Raw genomic sequence first — 19275 nt, 5'->3', positions numbered from 1 at the left:
CGTCCATGGAACCACCCACCGCGGGGCTGCGTATTCCTTCCGGCCCTGCCGCCCGCATCCTTCGCCGGCGCACAGTACAAGCGGTCGCCGTTGTACTGATGGTCTCCACCGCGTGCTTCGTCATTGTGCAGAACCTGCCTGGAGACATCGCTTTCCGCATCGCCGCTGGCCGCTACGGTTACGACCAGGTCACCGCAGTCTCGGCGGACAGCGTCCGCGCTGAACTGGGACTGGACCGGCCACTCTGGCAGCAGCTCTTCGACTGGCTGACAGACCTATTCACCTTCAACCTCGGCACCTCCCTGGTAACGGGAGGAGATGTCGCGGGCGAGCTGGCGTTCTATCTTTCCAGCAGCATCCAGCTCGCCGTAGTGGCCCTGGCCATCGCCTTCGTGACAGGCGCAACTGCCGGAGCCCTGGCCGCCGGCAGACCCGGCGGAGCCTTGGACCGGATCACCAACCTCTGGGTCACCGGCGCACGCGCACTGCCCCCGTTCCTCCTCGGGCTGGTCCTGATCCTGCTCTTCTCCGTCCACCTCGGGGTGCTGCCGGCTGCGGGCCACGGCGAAGCGACCAACATCGTGCTTCCGGCTGTGACCCTTGCGGTGGGGCTTTCCGGGCTCTTTGCCCGGGTCACCCGCGACACCGTCGTTCAGGTAAGAGAATCCGGATACGTCCACTTCGCCCAGACCAAAGGCCTCAGCGGACGTGTGGTCTTCTTCCGGCACATCCTGCGCAATACGGGAGTGACTCTGATCGCCTACGTCGGTGTCCAGGTGCTGATCCTCATCGAAGGGGTCGTCATTGTTGAAAGCCTCTTTGCCTGGCCGGGCCTGGGACACGCGCTCGTGCACGCCATTTTTTGGCGGGACATTCCCATGATCCAGGCCACCGCCGTGGCGTTGGCCCTCCTCGTCGTTGTACTGAACACGGCCGTTGACCTGGGCTCTGCCGCCATCGACCCCCGTCCCCGCCGCCGGGAGGTGGTCCTGTGACAGCCCCCATCGCCAACCAGTTCAGCACGGACAGGAATCAGGAGCGGCAAGAGGTGCTGACACCTGCTCCGAGGGGCTGGTTTCCGTCCCTGACCTGGGCACAGCGCGCCTCGGCGGTGCTGCTGGCCGCGCTGGTGCTCTTTGCACTGGCCGGCCCGTTGGCCTGGCCCGATCACGCAGCCCAGGACCTGTCCCGGTTCTTGGAGGCTCCCAGCCTCCAAGAACCCCTGGGCAGGGACCACCTGGGCCGCAGCGTCATCGCCCGACTGGCCCACGCCACCCAGCTGTCCCTGCTGATGGCCCTGCTGTGCGTCGGAACCGCGCTGCTGCTCGGAACACTCGCGGGCATCACCGCCGCTTGGCGGGGAGGATGGACAGACACTATCCTCCACGGGCTCTCCGAAGCTTTCATCGCACTTCCGGCGCTCCTGGTGGTCCTGATCTTCTCAGCGCTTGCCAACGGTGAACTGTGGTCACTGTATGTTGGGCTCGCCCTTGCCCAATGGGTGGAATACTTCCGGATGATCCGCTCGCGCAGCGGACTGTTACTTGCCGGTCCTGCCGTCGAGGCAGCCGGGCTACTCAAACTCGGATCCGTGCACATCGTGCGCCGGCACCTCTGGCCCGAACTGCGGCCCCTGCTGGCCACCATGGCAACATTCGGGCTCGGCTCCTCAATCCTGGCCCTGTCCACCCTCGGCTTTGTTGGTGTCGGCGTCCGGCCACCCACACCGGAACTGGGGCAGATGGTCACCGAAGCCTTCCCCTACTACCATGAGGCGCCCTGGATGTCCCTCGCACCCGTCCTGGTCCTCGTCACCATCCTCACCGGGCTCCTGGGCCTGCGAAACAAGGAGTCCCGCCCGTGACACTTCGCCTGAAAAACCTCGTGGTAACCCACGGCCAAACGACGCTGGTGGAAGCCGCCGACCTGGACTTTGTGCCGGGGCACCCCGTCACAATCGTGGGTGAGAGCGGCTCGGGTAAATCGCTGCTCGCCCACGCGATCATGGGTACGCTCCCGCCAAACCTCGCAGCACGGGGAAACCTCACCCTGGACGGCCACACCTACGACCTGGCCGACCCCAGGAACAGGCGCAGGCTCTGGGGCCCGGTCATGTCCCTGCTGCCACAGGAACCCATGCTCGCACTTGACCCGACAATGCGGGCCGGAGAACAGGTCGCCGAAGCGGCCACCGGTTTCAGGACAGATAAAAGAAGCGGCCGCGCCGCCGCCGGAAAACTGCTGGGCGCTTTGGGCCTGGCCCGAGCGGCCAGCGCCTTCCCGCACACACTCTCCGGCGGGATGGCCCAGCGGGTGGCCTTCGCTGCCGCCACCATCGGCGGGGCTCAACTCCTGATAGCGGATGAGCCCTCCAAAGGGCTGGACGAGGGTGCGCGGAATGAGCTGGCGGCGCTGCTACAGCGGCACGTCAGCGGCGGCGGGATCCTGCTGACCATTACCCACGATCTGGAACTCGCCCGCAAACTTGGCGGGGATGTCCTGGTCATGCAGAACGCCCTCGTCATAGAACAGGGACCGGCCCGGGAAGTCCTCAATGATCCTTCCCACCCCTACACCCGGCGGCTGCTCGCGGCTGAACCCTCCAACTGGCGCCACTCCTGGGTCGCAGCACCAGCACCCGAGGGATCAACAAGTCCGGCTCTTATCCGCGGCGATGGGCTGTCAAAAGCCTTCGGAAAACAGCAGCTCTTCTCCGGACTGGACGTGAGCGTCCACGCACGGGAAAGAGTATCGCTGAGCGGACCGAGCGGCAGCGGCAAAACAACGTTGGGCAACGTGCTGCTACGCCTGCTGCCCCCGGATGCCGGAAAGATCCAGCACTCCGACGTACTGCAAGGCGGCCGGCTGCAAAAGCTATACCAGGACCCCGCCCTGGCCTTCCCAGCCAGGGTGTCCCTCAAAAATTCCTTTGGCGACCTGATCCGACGCCACCGCCTGGACCCGGAACGCCTGGAAGAACTCATGGCCTCATTGCGCCTTGCACCGGCGCTGCTGACCCGCGCACCCGGGCAGGTCTCCGGCGGGGAACTCCAACGCCTGGCCATTATCCGCGCAATGCTTTTGGAACCGGCCCTGGTCTTCGCCGACGAACCCACCTCACGCCTTGACCTCATCACCCAGTGTGAAACCATGACCTGCCTCATGGAACAAGTGGAACGCCAGGACTGCGCGCTGGTCCTCGTCACTCACGACAGCGGCCTCGCCAGGGCTGTGACCCACCGCAGCATTCCGCTGGGCACAAATAAAAAAGACGCCGAAAGGCTCAAAGCCTTCGCCTAAGCCTAAAAAGCACACCGCAGGTCAACGCCTGCATCCTGCCTACCGGGAAGATTCTGAAGCAGCAGAAAAACGGACAGCGTACCGTAGGCGATTCCGGTTGGACGCGCTACTGTGAGGCGCAGGAGCGCGTCCTTCCTAGGCCTTGGGCGGGGGCGGGCAGCAGCTGTCCGCGCAGGAGCTGGTCTTTGCAGAAGACCCCTGGCGTTCCAGGCTGATCTTCACTTTGGCTTTCTTGCGGACTTTGCTCTTAGGCAAGGTGCTGACTCCTCATTCTTAACAGGCGGTGGCCCCGCACCAAACGATACAGCGCTTTTTGAATACAGTGCTTGATGTATTGCCGCCGAAGCGGAGCACTCTGCTGTGGGCATTGTCCTTGCGGCCGCGAGCCTGGCGGTGATACCGTTCCTGTCGCTGGCGCAGCGCCGGGCGGGCCGGGAGCTGGGCTGCCGGTCAGCTGTTGCCGATTCGCGCCAGACCCCGTTGTGCACCTACCTATCAGGGGTCCTGCTGCTCGGGCTGGTCCTGAACAGCACGCTGGGCTGGTCCGGTGGCTGCGCTCATCATTGCCGCGGCAGCACCCAAGGAGGGCCGGGACGCATGGAAAGGCGAAAGCTGCTGCCCGCCCGCCCTGGTGGCGTGTGAGCCCCTCCCCCAGGCAAGTGGCAGGGAAGAAGCTGCAGCACTCCGGCCGGCGGCGTCGAAGGGCAGTCCCCGGCCCGGACCAACCGCGCCGGTCAGCAGCATTCGTGCTGACCATGACGGCAACGCCCATGGCTGCCGGCGACTAAGGCCTGCGGGGATGTAAGGCGCTGCCTCAGTGCCGGAACAGGCACCAGGTACAGGGCCACACTCTGTCAGCAGCCTCTGCCCTTCGTGAGCACGCGCCAGGATTAGCCCTGGCGGGCTTTCATTCGGGGGTTTTTCTTGTTGATGACGAAGGTCCGCCCGCGGCGGCGGACGATCTGTGCGCCCGGTATTTTCTTCAGGGCCCGCAGCGAGTTCCGTACTTTCATGAGTTGCTCCTTTGTGAGGTGTCGGTTGTTTCGTTGAGGTGAAAAGGGTCGGGAAATGAGTCAGCGGCGGCCACCATCTCCGCCTCGGACAGTTCGCAGGCACCAAGCAGCTCGGCGATCTCGGCGGCATCGATGTCATCGCCGGTGAAGGCCAGGACCGTGCCGCGGTCTCCGTACTCAGGGTGCCATTCGCCCATGTCCTGACCGGTCAATTGGGAGACAAAGGGCAGCGATTTCCGTTCGGCCTGCCAGGGACCTGTGTTTTCCAGCCAGACCCGGGGACCGATGCCCTGCACGGTGATCCTGCAGCCTGGCGCTGATGCCACCCACAGCCTTCCGCGGAGCCAGCAGCAGGCCTGGGCCAGGGTCGCCAGGGCATGGCGGAACCGCTCCGGGTGCAGGGGACGTTCAATCCGCTGGACAACGGTGGTGAACGGCCCCGAGGATTCCCCTGCTGTCCACACCACACCGGGCACGGTCCGTGCCGTAGCGTCGGCCAGACCGTGACTGCCGGTGCGGACATCGCCCACGCTGTCGGTGAGCACCGCATGCGGAGCCAATTCACGGATTAGCTGGGCCCCTCGAAAACGTGCAGCCGGATCCACCGGCACCAGCACGGGGTCCGCCAGCAGGACCGTGTCAGCGAAGCACAATTCCCGTATCAGGAATTCACCGGCCGTCCGATCATCTGCCGGTACCGGCGTGAAGCCGGACTCGAACAGGGTGTGGTGGTCCCAGATCTGGTCCTCGACCGCGTCCGGCGCGCAAGCGAACACAACTGAATCGATCGTCACCCCGTCCCCCAAGCCCCGCAGCAGGGCATGCACAGCCGTCTCCGATGCCGCTGCCGGAGGCAGCGCCACAATAATGCGGGAACCGGATGGCAGCAGCCGCCGCACCGCGGGTACAACGTCGAGGCGGACCGTGCAGCTCAGGCAAGGGTGTTCCAGCGTCGCTTCCCCGTGCTCAACCCGCCGTCCCTCCTGAAAAACGCGTCGGACCACCAGCCCGTCCTCGAGCAGGTCATGAAAAACGACAAGAGCACCCGGGGACTCGGCAGCCAATGCGGCGCACGCCGCTTGGCGGCTGAAGACATCCAGGGAACTGACAAGGGTCACAGACATGCCCGGAAGACTATCTGCGAATGGTTCTCATTTGCAAATTGAGGCCACGGTAGCGAGGGGGCGGAGGCCTTTATCCCCGCGTCGTATCAACGTATATTTATGTATTGATGATGACTGATGAGCAGACGCTGATCCGGACAGCGGAGTTGTTCAAGGCGCTTTCCACGCCCTCTCGCCTGCGCATTCTCTGTCTCCTCTCGAACCGGCCGTCATCGGTCAGCACCCTGGTGGAGGCGACGCGCCTTTCCCAGCCGCTGGTTTCCCAGCACCTGAAAACGCTGCGGGGAAACAATCTCGTCACCGTCACGAGGACAGGCAGAGAAGCCCTCTATGCCCTGGCCGATGACCATGTGGCCCACGTCATTCGTGACACCATCGCCCACAGCCGGGAACCACACCACGGCAGCCAGAGCGACTGACTGCCGCTTCAAAGGAGTCATCATGACCGAGGAAGTCAAAGCAGAACACACCCTCACCGAGCATACGCACGGCGGAAGCGACTGCACCCACCAAACAGTGCAGCACGGGGACCATGTGGACTATCTTCACGACGGCCACCGCCACGCGGCCCACGACGACCACTATGACGAACACGACGATCCCGCCGAACACACCCTCCAGGACCACCGCCACGGCGGCGATGACTGCACGCACGAAACAGTCCAGCACGGGGACCATACGGACTACGTCCACGACGGCCACCGCCACGCCGAACACGGCGACCACTATGACGAACACTGAGGCCTCTCGTTAGTTCACACTCCCAGCAAAATTGACACTGATTCCCATTAAGATGGGAATCAGTGTCATGAAACCCCGCACCCGTCTTGCTCTTGCCATGCCCCTTTTGCCTGTGCGGCATCACCATCCGCCGGCTGGATGACTTCCCTTGTTTCGGCATGGTGGCCTCTGCCGACCACAACAGAACAGTGATCGAAGACCCTCCTGGAGTTGGTGGGCAAACTGCATTGCCGGGCCGTTCCAGTCCGGCGCCCCCCAGGATGAGGCGCGCAGAAGGAGGCACGCCATTCTCCTTTTCTCCTTGCTGAGCACGCTTGTCATCAAATTGCTGCTTTACGGGAAGGGAAGGCTACCCTAAGTAGTCCCATTCTTTCGTTCCTGCCCCAAAGGCAGTCCTGCAAGGCGGTTTTTGTGCGTTCGTTCCTCCGTGCCCGCGTCCTCGCGGCTGTTGCGGCTGCTGCACTGTACCTTACCGGGTGCGGTTTCAGCGGCACCCAAACCCAGGCCTCCCAGCCCGCGGCCCCGTCCGATTCCAGCCAGCGGATCGTCGTCGACAACTTCCGGGCGCCCGTGGCCAACTGGGCCGTCGAATCCGACGCCGCGTACATCCTTTCCCTCTCCGGCTGCCTCGAAACCCTCACCAGGTACGACCAGGCCGAGGGCAAGGTTGTGCCCTTCCTGGCCGCTGAGTGGAAGCAGGCCTCCCCGCTGGAGTGGGACTTCAGCCTTCGGCAGGGCGTCAAATTCCAGGACGGCACCGCCCTTACGGCCGAGTCCGTGGTGGCGGCGCTCAACCACGTCCTGGACGCAAAGGTCCCCGCCCGGGCCTTCAACCGCACCATGATCAGCAGTGTCACCGCCGTGGACGCGCAGACCGTCCGGGTCAGCACACCGACAGAGAACCCGCTGGTTCCGTACCGGCTGGCCAGCGTCAACACCGGCATCCTGGCGCCCGCAGCTTATAAGCCTGAGGGCCTGGACCCGTTCGGCCACTGCACCGGGCCGTTCACTCCCGTCTCGGAGAAGGCAAAGCAGTCCCTCACCCTGGACCGCAACGAGGACTACTGGGGCGGCTACGTGCAGCTCGCCGGCGCCGAGATCCGCTTCATCACGAACGGCGCCACCCGCGCCGCACAGGTGCAGACCGGCGAAGCAGACATCTCCCTGTCCATCCCCGTCGCCAGCCTCGCGGCTTTGAAGGCGGACGACGGCGTTACCGTGCTGGGTGCCGATTCCCCCCGCACTGCCACGCTCTACATGAACAACAGCCGCGCGCCGCTCGACAACGTTGATGTCCGCAAGGCGGTCCGGGAAGCCCTTGACCTCGACGCCCTCGCTGCCAGCGTCTACGAAGGCGCCGCCCTGCCCGCCACCGGACCGTTCGCGCCCTCCGAGCCCTGGGCGGGTGAAAAGCACGAAAAGCAGCAGCAGAACCTTGAGGAAGCCCGCAGGCTGCTCGCCAGCGCCGGCTACACTGCTGACCGCCCCTTGGAAATCATCGCCATCGTGGAGCGCGCCGAATTCGCCGACGTTGCCGCCGTCGTGCAGGAAAACCTCAAGAAGATCGGCATCCCCGTCACCATCCAGTCCAAGGAATACGCGTCGGCGGAACCGGACGTCCTGGCCGGGAACTACGACATGCTGCTTAGCCAGCGGAACCGGCTGATCGACATCGCCGACCCAATCGGGTTCCTCACTGCCGACTACACCTGCAAAGGCACCTACAACCTCAGCCACTTCTGCGACCCGGAGTACGACCGGATCATCGCCGACGCCGCCACAACGGTTGACACGAACAAGCGCTACAAGCTGTATGCCGAGGCCGGCCAGATCCTGCAGGACAAGGCGGTCAACGCCTGGCTCGTGAACGAACAGGCAACCGACGCGATCCGCACCAACGTCCTCTCCTACGTCCAGGACCCGCTGTCCCGCTACGTCCTGACCGCGAAGACGGGCAAGGCCGCGTCCTAGTCCAGCTCCCAGAAACCCGCCGCAAATGCTGCAGTTCATCATCAAACGGACGACCACCCTGGTGGCCGCCGTTGTTGTGTCCTCTTTTGCGATCTTCCTGATCCCGTACTTCACCCCGGGTGACCCGGTGCGGAAGATCATCCGGTCACGGGTGGCGGGGGACGCCGTCGACGAGTCCGCGGTGCAGGGCCTCAGCGAAAGCCTCGGCCTGAACGATCCCCTGGGCGTCCAGTACTTCCGGTGGCTCACGGACTTCTTCAGCGGAGACATGGGCCTGTCCTTCGTCAGCCGCACGCCTGTCGCTGAGCAGGTGCTCCCCGCGCTGTCCGTCACGCTCAGCCTGGTCGCCATGGCGCTGGTCCTGGCGGCCGCGGTGTCGCTCCCCCTGGGAATCATTTCCGGACTCCGGCCCGGAAGCACCGCCGACAAGGCCATCACCGCCGTGACCCAGGCCCTGATTGCCATGCCGGAATACTGGGTGGCTCCCGTGCTGGTGCTGGTCTTCGCACTGAAGCTTTCCGTACTGCCCACGGCGGGCTGGAACGATCTCTCCTCCGCCGTCCTGCCGGCCCTGACCCTGGCCCTGCGGCCCATCAGCTTCTTCACCTCGGCCGTCCGGGCCGGGATCATTGACGCCGCGGCTGCGGAGCACGTGCCGGCGGCCCGGGCGAGGGGGCTGAGCCAGGGCCAGGCCATCCTCCGGCACGTGGTGCCGAACGGCCTGGTGCCGCTGTCCACCCTGTTCGCCGTGTGGTTCGCGGGCCTGCTGGGCGGATCCGTCATTGTGGAGGTGATCTTCGCCGTCCCCGGCATGGGCAGGCTCCTCTTCGATGCCGTCGTCAACAGCGACATCCCGCTCGCGCAGGGCGGAGTGGTGGTTGTGGTGGCACTCGCCGTCGGCGTGACCACCCTGGCGGACTTCGTCCACCGTTTCCTCAGCAGGACAATGGGAGGAAACCTTGCGTAACCGCTTCACAGTGACCGCCCTGGCCGCGGTTGTCCTTGCCCTGATTGTCCTGGCGCTGCTTCTGGCGCCCTGGATCTCGCCGCACCCGCCCGCGGAGCAGAACCTGGCCGAACGCCTGGCACCGCCCTCCGCCGAACATTGGCTGGGAACAGACAACCTGGGCCGGGACACCCTCAGCCGGATCCTCGAAGGCGGCCAGTTCTCCATGTCCGTGGCCGCGCTGGCCACCCTGCTGACGTGCCTTCTCGGTGTGGCCATCGGCATCCTCAGTGCCAGGCGGCGCGGATGGGTGGACGAATTCCTGACCCGCACCAATGACGTCCTGCTGGCGCTGCCGGAAATGGTGGTGGCACTGTTCATAGTGGCGGCGCTGGGCACCGGCTTCGGCCCGTTGCTGCTCGCGCTCGTGGTCACCGGCTGGACGCCCTTTGCCCGGCTTGCCCGCACGCTGGCGTACGACGTATCAGCCCGGGGTTTTGTGGACGCTGCCCGCGTGGTGGGCTGCACGCCGTCGTTTGTTGTCTTCCGGCACGTCCTGCCCCACCTCGCCGCTCCCATCCTCGGACAGGCGACGCTGCGGTTCGGGCACCTGCTCATCAGCGTGGGTGCCCTCTCCTACCTCGGCCTGGGCGTCCAGCCTCCGCAGTCGGACTGGGGCTCCATGCTGGCTGCCGCCCAGCCCTTCGCGGACCGCGCCCCGATGGGTATCCTCGCCCCCGGCCTGGTCATCTTCACCGTAGCCCTCTGCGTGACCCTGATCGGCCAGCGGGCAGCCCACATGGCCGCGGCACCGCTGCTCATGCCGCAGGCGGCGGAAAAATGACCGCTGTGGCCACAGGCCTGGTCCTGGACGGCCTGAAGGTGGGCCATAAGGCCGACAGCGGGACGCACGGCAGGCCCCTGCTGTCCGGCGTCTCACTGTCCGTGGATCGGGGTGAGTTCGTGGCGCTGGTGGGCAGTTCGGGCTCCGGCAAGACCCTGACCGCAATGTCCTGCCTGCGGCTGTTGCCTCCACAGCTGGAGATCACCGGCGGTTCCATCCGTCTCGGGGACCTGGACCTGACCCGCGCGTCCGAACAGGAACTCAACTCCGTGCGCGGCGGCCGGCTGGGGATGCTGTTCCAGCAGCCCCAGCGCATGTTCAACCCGAACCGGACCATAGGGCAGCACCTCAAGGAGCCGCTGCGCCTCCATGCCGGCCTTCGGGGCTCAAAGGCGGGCATTAAAGCGCTGAACCTGCTCAAGGAAGTGGGCTTTGCCGATCCTGCCAAGGGGATCAGGGCTTATCCTCACCAGCTCTCCGGCGGCATGGCACAGCGCGCCATGACGGCCCTGGCGCTGGCCGGGCAGCCGGAGATGCTGCTGGCCGACGAGCCCACCTCGGCCCTGGATAAGGTCCTGGAACGCCAGGTGCTGCAGCTGCTGGACCGTGAACGCCGGGAACGCGGGCTGGGCATCCTGTACATCACCCATAACCTCGCCTCCGTTGCCGCGTATGCCACCCGGGTCCTGGTCATGAATGCCGGCCGTATCGTGGAGGCAGGTCCTGCCCACGAGCTGCTCACCCTGCCGAAAACGGAGTACGCCCGGGAGCTGCTGGCAGCCGCACGCCTTGCGCCGGAGTCCAGCCGCCGTCCGCCCTCCAAGGAGCGCGAAGTCCTGGTGCTGGACGGTGTGGGCAAGCACTTCGGAGCTCGGCGGAAACTGGGCCATGCGGCGTTGCAGGATGTCTCGCTGACCCTCAAGCGAGGGGAAATCCTTGGAATACTGGGCCAATCTGGCTCGGGCAAGAGCACGCTGGCCAAGGCCATCGTGGGCCTGGAAACGGCCAGTACGGGCACTATTACCCGGCAGCTGGACGGCGCTGGAGCCCACCAGCCGACGGCCGTGCAGCTGGTGTTCCAGGAACCGCACGGCGCCTTTGACCCGCGGATGACGCTCCGGGCCAGTCTGCACGCTCCGCTCCGGCCGGACCGCGGGCTGACACAACGCCAGCGGGACGAGCACATAGTGGGCGCCATGCATGAGGTTGAGCTGGATGCAGCGTTGCTGGACAAGCGCCCCGGCCAGTGCTCCGGGGGCCAGCTGCAGCGTGCCACCATCGCCCGCGCCCTGCTGCTGGAACCGCAGGTCCTGATCTGCGACGAAGCCACCTCGGCACTGGACGCCCTCACCCAGCGCACCATCCTGAATCTCCTGCTGCGGCTGCAGCGTGAACGCAACCTGTCCCTGATCGTCATCTCGCACGATATGGATGTAGTGCGGTACATGTGCGACCGTGTGGCCGTCCTGCTGGAGGGACGCGTGATCGAGGTGGCGGAAACCAAGGACTTCTTCGCGGCGCCACGGCACCAACACAGCCGGGCACTGGTTGAGGCCTCGATCCCCTGCCGGGCAAAAGGACTGTGGACTGTGCTGGACACTGGAGACCTGGCGCAACCTACGAGCGGCCGGTCTCCAGCACCGATGCCAAGAAACTGATTGGCATTTTCGCTGCGACGGCTGCCGGAGCTCCCTGGTTCAAGACATTGTTCGCCGTGACCCGCTGTGGGAATCGGAGATTGACATGCTGGTGGATCCATCACTGGCCTTGGGCACGCTGCAAACACCTACAACGACCGGATTGGCGAGCATGCGCAGCTTGTTCCTCAGTCAAAACCGATGGTTGAGCTGATGGAATCCAGCTCACCGTCATGGCCTTGCGGGTTTGCCATGTGCTCCGGTCGCAGAATCTCGTCGAGTTCGAAGTCGGTCAGCAGCCCCCGTTCGAGAACGAGGGAGGTGACGCTGCGGCCGGTTGCAAGCGCCTGCCTGGCGATCGACGTCGCCGTTTCATAGCCTATGAGCGGGTTGAGGATGGTCACGACTCCGATACTCGCTTCAACCTGGGACCGCAGGAACTCCTTGTTGGCAGTGATGCCACCAATACAATGATCGGCCAGCGTCGTGCACGCTGCCGTGAGATGGGCCAGGCTGGCGAACAGGGAACGGGCGATAATCGGTTCGAAGGCGTTCAGCTGCAGTTGACCGGCCTCGGCCGCCAGGGTCACGGTCAGATCGTTGCCGATGACTTCGAAGGCAATCTGATTGACTACTTCGGGAATCACGGGATTGACCTTCCCGGGCATGATGCTGGATCCTGCCTGCCGTGGGGGAAGGTTGATTTCAGCGAAGCCGGCACGGGGGCCGGAGGACAGCAGCCGTAGGTCGTTACAGATCTTGGACAACTTCACCGCGACTCGTTTCAGCGTCCCTGAGAACAGCACGAAGGCGCCGCAATCCTGGGTCGCTTCCACCAGGTTGCCTGCAGTCACGAGTGGCAGGCCAGAAATTCGCCGCAGGTGCCCGCGTGCCTGGGCGGCATAGTGAGGATGGGTGTTGATGCCTGTCCCGATGGCAGTCGCGCCAAGGTTGATCTCATGCAAGTGGACCATGGCTTCCCGGATCCGCTGTTCATCCTCGTCAACCATCACCGCGTAGGTGCTGAACTCCTGGCCCAAGGTCATGGGGACTGCATCCTGAAGCTGGGTCCGGCCGACCTTGACAACGTCATCGAACGCCACCGCCTTGCGTTCGAATGCTTGGCGGAGATGCGCCATTGCAGTCAACAGTTCATGGGCACCTAGAATGCAAGCGATCTTGAGCGCCGTGGGATATACGTCATTGGTTGATTGTCCCAGGTTCACGTCGCCGTTGGGGTGAATCATCGAGTATTCGCCCTTGGCGAGGTTCAGGTGTTCGAGCGCGCGGTTGGCGATGACCTCGTTGGCATTCATATTCGTCGAGGTGCCGGCCCCGCCCTGAATCACATCCACCACGAACTGCTCCAGTAACCCGCCCTGTTCGATGTCCTCACAGGCACGGACAATGGCATCCTTCTTCACCCCGTCGATCAGGCCGAGGTCGAAGTTCGCCAGCACTGCTGCATGCTTGACTTGGGCCAGCGCCTTCACGAGTGCTGGATACGCCGAAATCGGGGTCCCCGTGATTGGGAAGTTCTCCGCCGCCCGCAGGGTATGGATCCCCCAATAGGCGTCTGCAGGGATCACTCGGGTCCCCATGAAGTCAGTCTCTGACCTGTTGTTTTCCATTGCTCTCAGTTCGGTTAGGCCCGTCCGGTCGTTGAACGCGGCCAGACATGGGCACAAGGGGGTCTCTTAAGGATGGAAATCAGGAACTGAGACGAACCCAAGGGTCTTGTCCACAACGTTTTGGAGTGGTTGGCCCTCGATGAACAGACGAAGGTTGTCCACGAACAGCTTGCCCAGGTCGTCAAGATACTCTTCGGTGTCACCGCTCATGTGAGGCGTGACTATCACCTTATCCATGTTCCAGAGCGCGTGCCCTTCTGGCAGTGGCTCCGGGTGCACAACATCGAGGGCAGCGCCGGCGATGGAGCCGGAGGCCAATGCTTCGGTCAAGGCATCTGTGGACACAAGCTCCCCGCGCCCCACATTGATCAGGCGGGCTGACGGTTTCATCGCCGAAAGGACGTCCGCGTTCACCAGGCCCTGGGTCGCGGCCGTCAATGGAGCCGCGAGCACAAGATAGTCGAAGTCCTGCACCACTTTGACCAGGTTCGCGGAGGAATAGACCACATCAAAGTCCTCGTCGCGAGATCGACCTGTGCGACCGGCCCCGCTCACCTCCATACCCACGGCTCGGAACAGACGCGCGGTCTCCCGTCCAACGGAGCCTGTGCCCACCACGAGTGCCCGTTGGCCCTGGATCTTACGCGTGACCCGGTGTTGCCAGCGCTGTTGTTGCTGTAACCGGAACGATCCCTGCGTGTCCTTGGCCATATCCAGGACAAAGCCGAGTGCAAATTCTGCAATGGCACGGCTGAGCACCCCGCGCGAGTTCGTGTAGACGATCTCGCTCTCGATCAGCTCATCGAAAAGCAACTGGCTCACACCCGCCGCCGAGACATGCACCCACTGCAGGGAAGATGCGGCAGCCCAGTTTTCCCTCAAGGCAGATGAGAACGAATGCCACTGGTAGAGCACGTCGGCGCCATCCATCGCCGCCGCCAGTCCGTCAGCTTTGGCCAGGCGTACTTCGGCCAGCTGTTCGATCTCTTCCAGCCGGGGTGGCAGCGCCTCCCGATAGAGGACTGCAACGACGTGCCGCTTGCGTTCAGGGACAGTCATAACGACGCCGATGCTGCCGCCGGCCTGCTTGCCGTGCTTGCGCCAATCTCGTCGATGACGTCGATCGCGGCCAGGACTGCGGCAGTGAATTCGGACGTCGATGAAGTGCCTCCGACGTCGCGGGTGCCGAGGCCCTCCCGGAGGGCCGACTCGAAAGCCACCTTGAGGTGCGCGGCGGCTTCGGGGTGGCCGAGGTGCTCCAGCATCATTGCACCGGACCAGATCTGGCCCACAGGATTTGCCAACCCCTTGCCCGCGATGTCCGGGGCCGATCCGTGGACCGGCTCAAAGAGGGACGGGAAGTCCCCTTCCGGGTTCAGGTTGGCACTGGGCGCCAGGCCGATGGAGCCGGTAACGGAGCTTCCCAGGTCCGAGAGGATGTCGCCGAACAGGTTGGAGGCGACAATGACGTCCAGGGTCCAGGGCTTCAGGACAAGGTGCGCAGCCAACGCGTCAACGAGCTCGCTCGTCAGGGTGACTCCCGGATATTCACGCACCGTCTCCTCGACAATCTCGTCCCAGAACGGCATCGTGTGGATGATGCCGTTGCTCTTGGTTGCCGAGGTCAGCAGGCCGCGGCGGGACGAGGCGAGCGCTGCCGCAAAATGGGCTGCCCGTGACACGCCCTGGCGGGTGAAAATCGTTTCCTGCACAGCGGTCTCGTGCGGCTGCCCGCGGTAGGCGCGGCCGCCCACCTCGGAGTACTCGCCCTCGTTGTTTTCCCGCACGATGAGGATGTCAATCGGTTCCCTGGACGCCAGCGGCGACCTCACGCCGTCGAGCGTTTTGACCGGGCGGAGGTTGATGTACTGCTGGAACTCCCGGCGGATGGGGATCAGCAGCCCCCACAGCGACTCGGTGTCCGGAACCTCCGGGGAACCCACGGCGCCCAGGAAAATCGCGTCATGCCGTGCCAGCTGTTCCAGCCCGTCCGCGGGCATCATGCGTCCGTGCCGGAGGTAGTAGTCACATCCCCAGTCGAAGTACGTGAACTCCAAGTCCAGGAAATGCAGTTCGGCGATCCGTTCCAGGCAATCAATGGCAGCGGGGACAACTTCCTTGCCGATGCCGTCGCCCGCGATCACCGCAATGCTGTGTGCTGTCATGATGAAGCGCTCCGTTCTGGGGTGGCCGCCAGATGCGGCCGCGGCATGGCTGGCCCGCCGAGGTTGATGATGGTGTTCTTCGGTTCGGTCATTTCCCGCACGGCGTGCCGGACACCCTCCCGGCCGACACCGGATTTCTTGAAGCCACCGAACGGCATGGAATCGATCCGTACGTCACTCGTTTCATTGATGACCACCGAACCCACGTGCAACTTCTCGGCGATCTGCAGCGCAAGATCGATCGACGGGGTGAAGACGCCAGCCTGCAGCCCGTATTCCGTTGCGTTCGCGGCGAACACCGCGTCCTGCACTTCAATGAACGGCAGGATGGACACCACGGGGCCGAAAACTTCGTCCCGGATCACCCGGCATGCGGACGGTACGTCCGCCAGCACCGTGGGTTCGTAATACGGTCCGCGCCGCTGCCCGCCTGCATGGACAGTGGCGCCGGCCGCCTTGGCTTCCTCGACCCATTCCTCAACGCGCCGGGCCTCTGTTTCGGAAATCAGCGGCCCAACGTCTGTGCGGCGGTCCAGCTTCGGACCGGTCTTCAGGGCACGGGTGCGCGCCGTGACGAGCTCCAGCACGGCATCGAACAGTGACGTGTGCACGTACACCCGCTGCACCGACAGGCAGTTCTGGCCTGCCACTCCGAAGGCACCGGCCACAATCGCCTCAGCCGCAGCCTCGGCATCCGCCCCGGCGCACACGATCGTGGCGTTGTTTCCACCCAGCTCGGAAAGGATCTTCTTCCCGCCCGCTGCTGCCGCAATCCGCTCCGCCGTCGCGGGACCTCCGGTGAACGAAACCAGGTCCACCCGGGGATCCGTCACCAGCGCCTCGGAGACGCCGGGGCCGGATACGATCGCGGCAATCCGCCCTGACGGGACGCCTGCCTCCAGCAGCAGCTTGACCAGGGCAAGGCCAGTGAGCGGGGTCCGGCGCGAGGGCTTGAGTACGACGCCGTTGCCCCCTATCAGGGCAGGGCCCAGCTTGTGTGCCACCAGGTTCAGCGGATCGTTGAAGGGCGTGATGGCCGCGACGATGCCCACCGGTTTCCGGCTGTACCAGCCGATCTTGCCTGCACCGGCCATACTGTCCTCGAAGCCGAGGGTCTCCCCCAGCAGTTCCCCGGAGGCGGCGGCGGAGAGCCGCAGGGTCTCGGCGCAACGGCGCACCTCACGCTCGGCCTCGGTGATGGTCTTGCTGCTTTCCGCCGCGATGATGTTGGCGAACCGCTCCGCATGCTCCCCCAGGAGCGCGACAGCCTTCTCCAGCGCCTCCCGCCGGGCCCGCAACGGCCACTCCTCCGTGTGGAGATGCCGGTGGATATGGACGATGGCACGCTCTACATCCTGCGACGTGGAGCTGCACACCCGCCCAAGCAGGACACCGTCCTCGGGGTCCCGCACTTCCAGGCTCATGTCGGTACTGTGCCACTTCGCCTCGAAGAAGGCGCCACCCGGAAGGTTGGCGAACTGGGCGCGTTTGAAGGCGGTTTCCTCGGTGGTTTTTGGGCGCGCTTCAGCGACCGGTGTTGTTGGCATGGGAACCCTTTAGGTTGGCGGACTGGTGGATGTTGGTCTATTTGACCCGGTCGATGACCTTGGCCGCGGCGCCAATGAACGGCAGGAACCACGGCGGGCCGAAGTGGCCGGGCACTGGCGGATTCTTCAGGTCCTCCCACACGTTGGCACTCTTGTCGCCGGCCATGTAGTGGGCCATCCTCTTGCCCATGTGGGCTGCCATCTGGACCCCGTGTCCGCTGTAGCACAGCGAATAGTAGAGGCCGTCGTGGACTCCGGCGTGGACCATCTGGTCCATGGACAGGTCCACCAGGCCGCCCCAGATATAGTCCACCTTGGCGTTGGAGAGGTAGGGGAACAGGTCGAGCATGGCCTTGCGGAGGATGCCAGCGCTCTTGACGTCCGAGTCGGGGCTGGACAGAGCGAAGCGGGCCCGGCCTCCGAAGAGAAGCCGGTTGTCCGGGGTGATCCGGAAGTAGTAGGTGAGCATCTTGCTGTCAGAGGCCTGGCGCCGGTTCGGCAGGATCCGGTTGACCACGTCTTCGGGAAGCGGCTCGGTGCAGATGATGAAACTGCCCACCGGAATCACGCGGCGCTGCATCCACGGGGTGATGTTGCCGGTGTATCCGCTGGTGGCCACCAGGACCTGCTTGGCCCGGGTGATACCGCGGGTGGTGTGCACGTCGTGGACGGTACCGGAGACTTTCTTCAGCTCGGTGACGCCGGCGTTTTCACAAATGTTAGCGCCGGCGGCAACGGCAACCCCGGCCAAGCCATGGACGAACTTGCCCACGTGCAGGCCGGCGCCCTTCGGGTCCAGCATCGCACCCTGGTAGAAGGCGGTGCCGATTTCGCTGTGGATCTCGGACTTGGGGATGACCGTGACGTGGTGGTCGGCGAGCTTTGCCAGCAGCTCCTGGGACTTCAGGAACCCGTCGTAGTGGGACTTGTGGAAGGCGAGAGAAAGCTTCCCGAACCGCCTGTAGTCGCAGTCGATCGCGTTATCCTGCACCAGCTTCTCAATGCTGTCGATTGCGTCGTTGTACTCGTTGAACATCTCAACGGCGCGGGCTCCCCCGTAGCGCTTGACCGCGGTGCTGAAACCGATGGCCAGGCCGGTAGTGGCCATTCCCCCATTACGGCCGGAGGCGCCCCACCCCACAGTGTGGCGTTCAAGGACAGCAACGCTCGCGCCCTGCTTTGCCAATTCCAGGGCCGCGGAGAGGCCGGTGAAGCCGGCGCCGATGATGGCGACATCAACGTTTTCCGGTACGGGCGTGCGCCGGTAGTCTCCGGACGCCTCGGCGGTGTCCAGCCAGTAAGGAATGAGTTTCACGGGTGACCTTTCGTCTCGTCGTCGGTTTAGAGACCGAGGTGCTTGTTCAGCTCGTCCAGGGACTTCACGGTGTTGAGGTCGTAGCCCGGGCCAATGGGATCATAGCCACGGTCCAGCATCCAGAGGTTGCGGAAGCCCATGTCGTGCATGGGATGCATGTCGTACCGGGTGTGCGAGGAGATGTGCAGGAAGTCCTCCGGCTTGGCGTTCAGGGTATCGAGCATGTACTCGAAGGCCTGGTATCGCGGCTTGTAGGCCTGGGCCTGCTCAGCGGTGTACACGGCATGGAAGTCAGCACCGAGCTTGGGGATGCTGATATCCAGGAAGCTGGTGTCCGCATTGGACAGAGCAACCAGCTTGTAGTTGTCGCCCATGAGCTTAAGCGGAGCCGGCACATCCTCGTGCGCAACCCAGCCGCGTACAGCCTCGGCGAACTCTGCGCCGGCACCAGGGGTCGGCCCAATGCCCCACCGCCTGCACACCCGGTCAAAGGAATTCTGGAGGATCTGCTCGTAGGGCTTGTAATCGCCGAGGACCTCGTCGAACCGGTATCCGCGGAACTGCTTCTTGAAGGCAGGCCACTGCTCTTCGGAGATGCGGCCGTCCAGCAGGCGCCGGGTGGTGGGATCAATATCGAAGTTGATAAGCGTGCCGTAGACATCAAACGAGATGTACTTCGGCCGGAAGTTGGTCTCTGGCATGTTCTGTTCCGTTCTTGATCAGGAGGTTGGAGCGGGCACCCCTTACGAGGGGGAAGTTTGACGTTCACGCGGCCGGGAAAGCACTGGCGCAAGCCGGAAGATCTCCTGCCCGATACATCGACTGTAGGGTCCCAAATTGTCAATTGTCAACAACTTTTCCACCCTGCCGCGCTCGCATCGGTCGGTGGGCCTGGTTGGAAAAATGGTCCTGTGAATTGTTGACAATCTACCGCTGAGGGGGTTGCATTGCTGTAGAGGCCGAAGAGATACGGATCACAAAACGGCCTGAACGATACGAAAGACGCCGCTCCCCAGCCCCCTTGAAGGTCCCGCACCAGGC

17 protein-coding genes and 1 pseudogene are annotated in these 19275 nt (G+C 64.3%); 10 read left to right on the top strand and 8 right to left on the bottom strand.

Annotated features, from left to right (window positions below):
• Positions 1-5: 5 nt before the first annotated feature.
• The 4 genes and pseudogenes from C3B78_RS09420 to C3B78_RS20045 form a co-directional block, all read left to right on the top strand.
• Positions 6-995: an ABC transporter permease gene (locus C3B78_RS09420; protein ID WP_104997836.1), complete on the top strand. Its 990-nt coding sequence runs from the start codon at positions 6-8 to the stop codon at positions 993-995.
• On the top strand, positions 992-1864 hold the full coding sequence (locus tag C3B78_RS09415) for an ABC transporter permease (RefSeq protein WP_199775371.1): 873 nt from the start codon (positions 992-994) through the stop codon (positions 1862-1864). Before C3B78_RS09420 ends, C3B78_RS09415 begins: the two co-directional genes overlap by 4 nt.
• The gene (locus C3B78_RS09410; protein ID WP_104997835.1) at positions 1861-3300 is read left to right on the top strand and encodes an ABC transporter ATP-binding protein; all 1440 of its coding nucleotides are present in this window, start codon (positions 1861-1863) and stop codon (positions 3298-3300) included. The genes C3B78_RS09415 and C3B78_RS09410 overlap by 4 nt, the downstream gene beginning before the upstream one ends.
• 336 nt (positions 3301-3636) lie before the next feature.
• Positions 3637-4105, top strand: a pseudogene (locus C3B78_RS20045) (hypothetical protein); the annotation flags it as partial.
• A gap of 85 nt (positions 4106-4190) precedes the next feature.
• Here the strand turns inward: C3B78_RS20045 and ykgO are convergent.
• The gene (gene ykgO / locus C3B78_RS09400) at positions 4191-4313 is read right to left on the bottom strand and encodes a type B 50S ribosomal protein L36 (protein ID WP_011693081.1); all 123 of its coding nucleotides are present in this window, start codon (positions 4311-4313) and stop codon (positions 4191-4193) included.
• Positions 4310-5437, bottom strand: a complete 1128-nt coding sequence (locus C3B78_RS09395) for a GTP-binding protein (protein ID WP_104997834.1) — start codon at positions 5435-5437, stop codon at positions 4310-4312. The genes ykgO and C3B78_RS09395 overlap by 4 nt, the downstream gene beginning before the upstream one ends.
• A 110-nt stretch (positions 5438-5547) precedes the next feature.
• Between C3B78_RS09395 and C3B78_RS09390 the strand changes: the two genes are divergently transcribed.
• The 6 genes from C3B78_RS09390 (at position 5548) to C3B78_RS09365 (ending at position 11597) form a co-directional block, all read left to right on the top strand.
• Positions 5548-5856, top strand: coding sequence for an ArsR/SmtB family transcription factor (locus C3B78_RS09390; protein WP_104997833.1), 309 nt, complete (start codon positions 5548-5550; stop codon positions 5854-5856).
• A gap of 22 nt (positions 5857-5878) precedes the next feature.
• On the top strand, positions 5879-6178 hold the full coding sequence (locus C3B78_RS09385) for a hypothetical protein (protein WP_104997832.1): 300 nt from the start codon (positions 5879-5881) through the stop codon (positions 6176-6178).
• A 411-nt stretch (positions 6179-6589) separates the two neighbouring features.
• On the top strand, positions 6590-8149 hold the full coding sequence (locus C3B78_RS09380; protein ID WP_104997831.1) for an ABC transporter substrate-binding protein: 1560 nt from the start codon (positions 6590-6592) through the stop codon (positions 8147-8149).
• Between the two features lie 25 nt (positions 8150-8174).
• Positions 8175-9116 carry an ABC transporter permease gene (locus C3B78_RS09375; protein WP_104997830.1) on the top strand — a complete coding sequence of 314 codons (942 nt, stop codon included), beginning with the start codon at positions 8175-8177 and terminating at the stop codon, positions 9114-9116.
• Positions 9109-9939 carry an ABC transporter permease gene (locus C3B78_RS09370; protein ID WP_104997829.1) on the top strand — a complete coding sequence of 277 codons (831 nt, stop codon included), beginning with the start codon at positions 9109-9111 and terminating at the stop codon, positions 9937-9939. Before C3B78_RS09375 ends, C3B78_RS09370 begins: the two co-directional genes overlap by 8 nt.
• On the top strand, positions 9936-11597 hold the full coding sequence (locus tag C3B78_RS09365; RefSeq protein WP_104997828.1) for an ATP-binding cassette domain-containing protein: 1662 nt from the start codon (positions 9936-9938) through the stop codon (positions 11595-11597). The genes C3B78_RS09370 and C3B78_RS09365 overlap by 4 nt, the downstream gene beginning before the upstream one ends.
• 167 nt (positions 11598-11764) lie before the next feature.
• Here the strand turns inward: C3B78_RS09365 and aspA are convergent, their stop codons facing one another.
• From aspA to C3B78_RS09335, 6 genes are all read right to left on the bottom strand, one after another.
• Entirely contained in the window at positions 11765-13207 is a 1443-nt protein-coding gene (aspA, locus tag C3B78_RS09360; RefSeq protein WP_104997827.1) for an aspartate ammonia-lyase, read from the bottom strand.
• Positions 13208-13273: 66 nt separating this feature from the next.
• A complete protein-coding gene (locus C3B78_RS09355) occupies positions 13274-14266 on the bottom strand; it encodes a D-2-hydroxyacid dehydrogenase (RefSeq protein ID WP_104997826.1) in 993 nt (330 codons plus the stop codon).
• Positions 14263-15372, bottom strand: a complete 1110-nt coding sequence (locus C3B78_RS09350) for a tartrate dehydrogenase (RefSeq protein WP_104997825.1) — start codon at positions 15370-15372, stop codon at positions 14263-14265. Before C3B78_RS09350 ends, C3B78_RS09355 begins: the two co-directional genes overlap by 4 nt.
• The gene (locus tag C3B78_RS09345) at positions 15369-16919 is read right to left on the bottom strand and encodes an aldehyde dehydrogenase family protein (protein ID WP_104997824.1); all 1551 of its coding nucleotides are present in this window, start codon (positions 16917-16919) and stop codon (positions 15369-15371) included. Before C3B78_RS09345 ends, C3B78_RS09350 begins: the two co-directional genes overlap by 4 nt.
• A gap of 37 nt (positions 16920-16956) precedes the next feature.
• Positions 16957-18234 (bottom strand): NAD(P)/FAD-dependent oxidoreductase, encoded by a 1278-nt coding sequence (locus tag C3B78_RS09340; protein WP_104997823.1) that lies wholly within the window; start codon positions 18232-18234, stop codon positions 16957-16959.
• Between the two features lie 26 nt (positions 18235-18260).
• Entirely contained in the window at positions 18261-18935 is a 675-nt protein-coding gene (locus C3B78_RS09335) for a haloacid dehalogenase type II (RefSeq protein ID WP_104997822.1), read from the bottom strand.
• Between the last annotated feature and the right edge of the window lie 340 nt (positions 18936-19275).

This window comes from Arthrobacter sp. PGP41, assembly GCF_002953935.1.
Lineage (GTDB): Bacteria > Actinomycetota > Actinomycetes > Actinomycetales > Micrococcaceae > Arthrobacter.
This window is presented reverse-complemented; position numbering and strand designations above follow the sequence as displayed.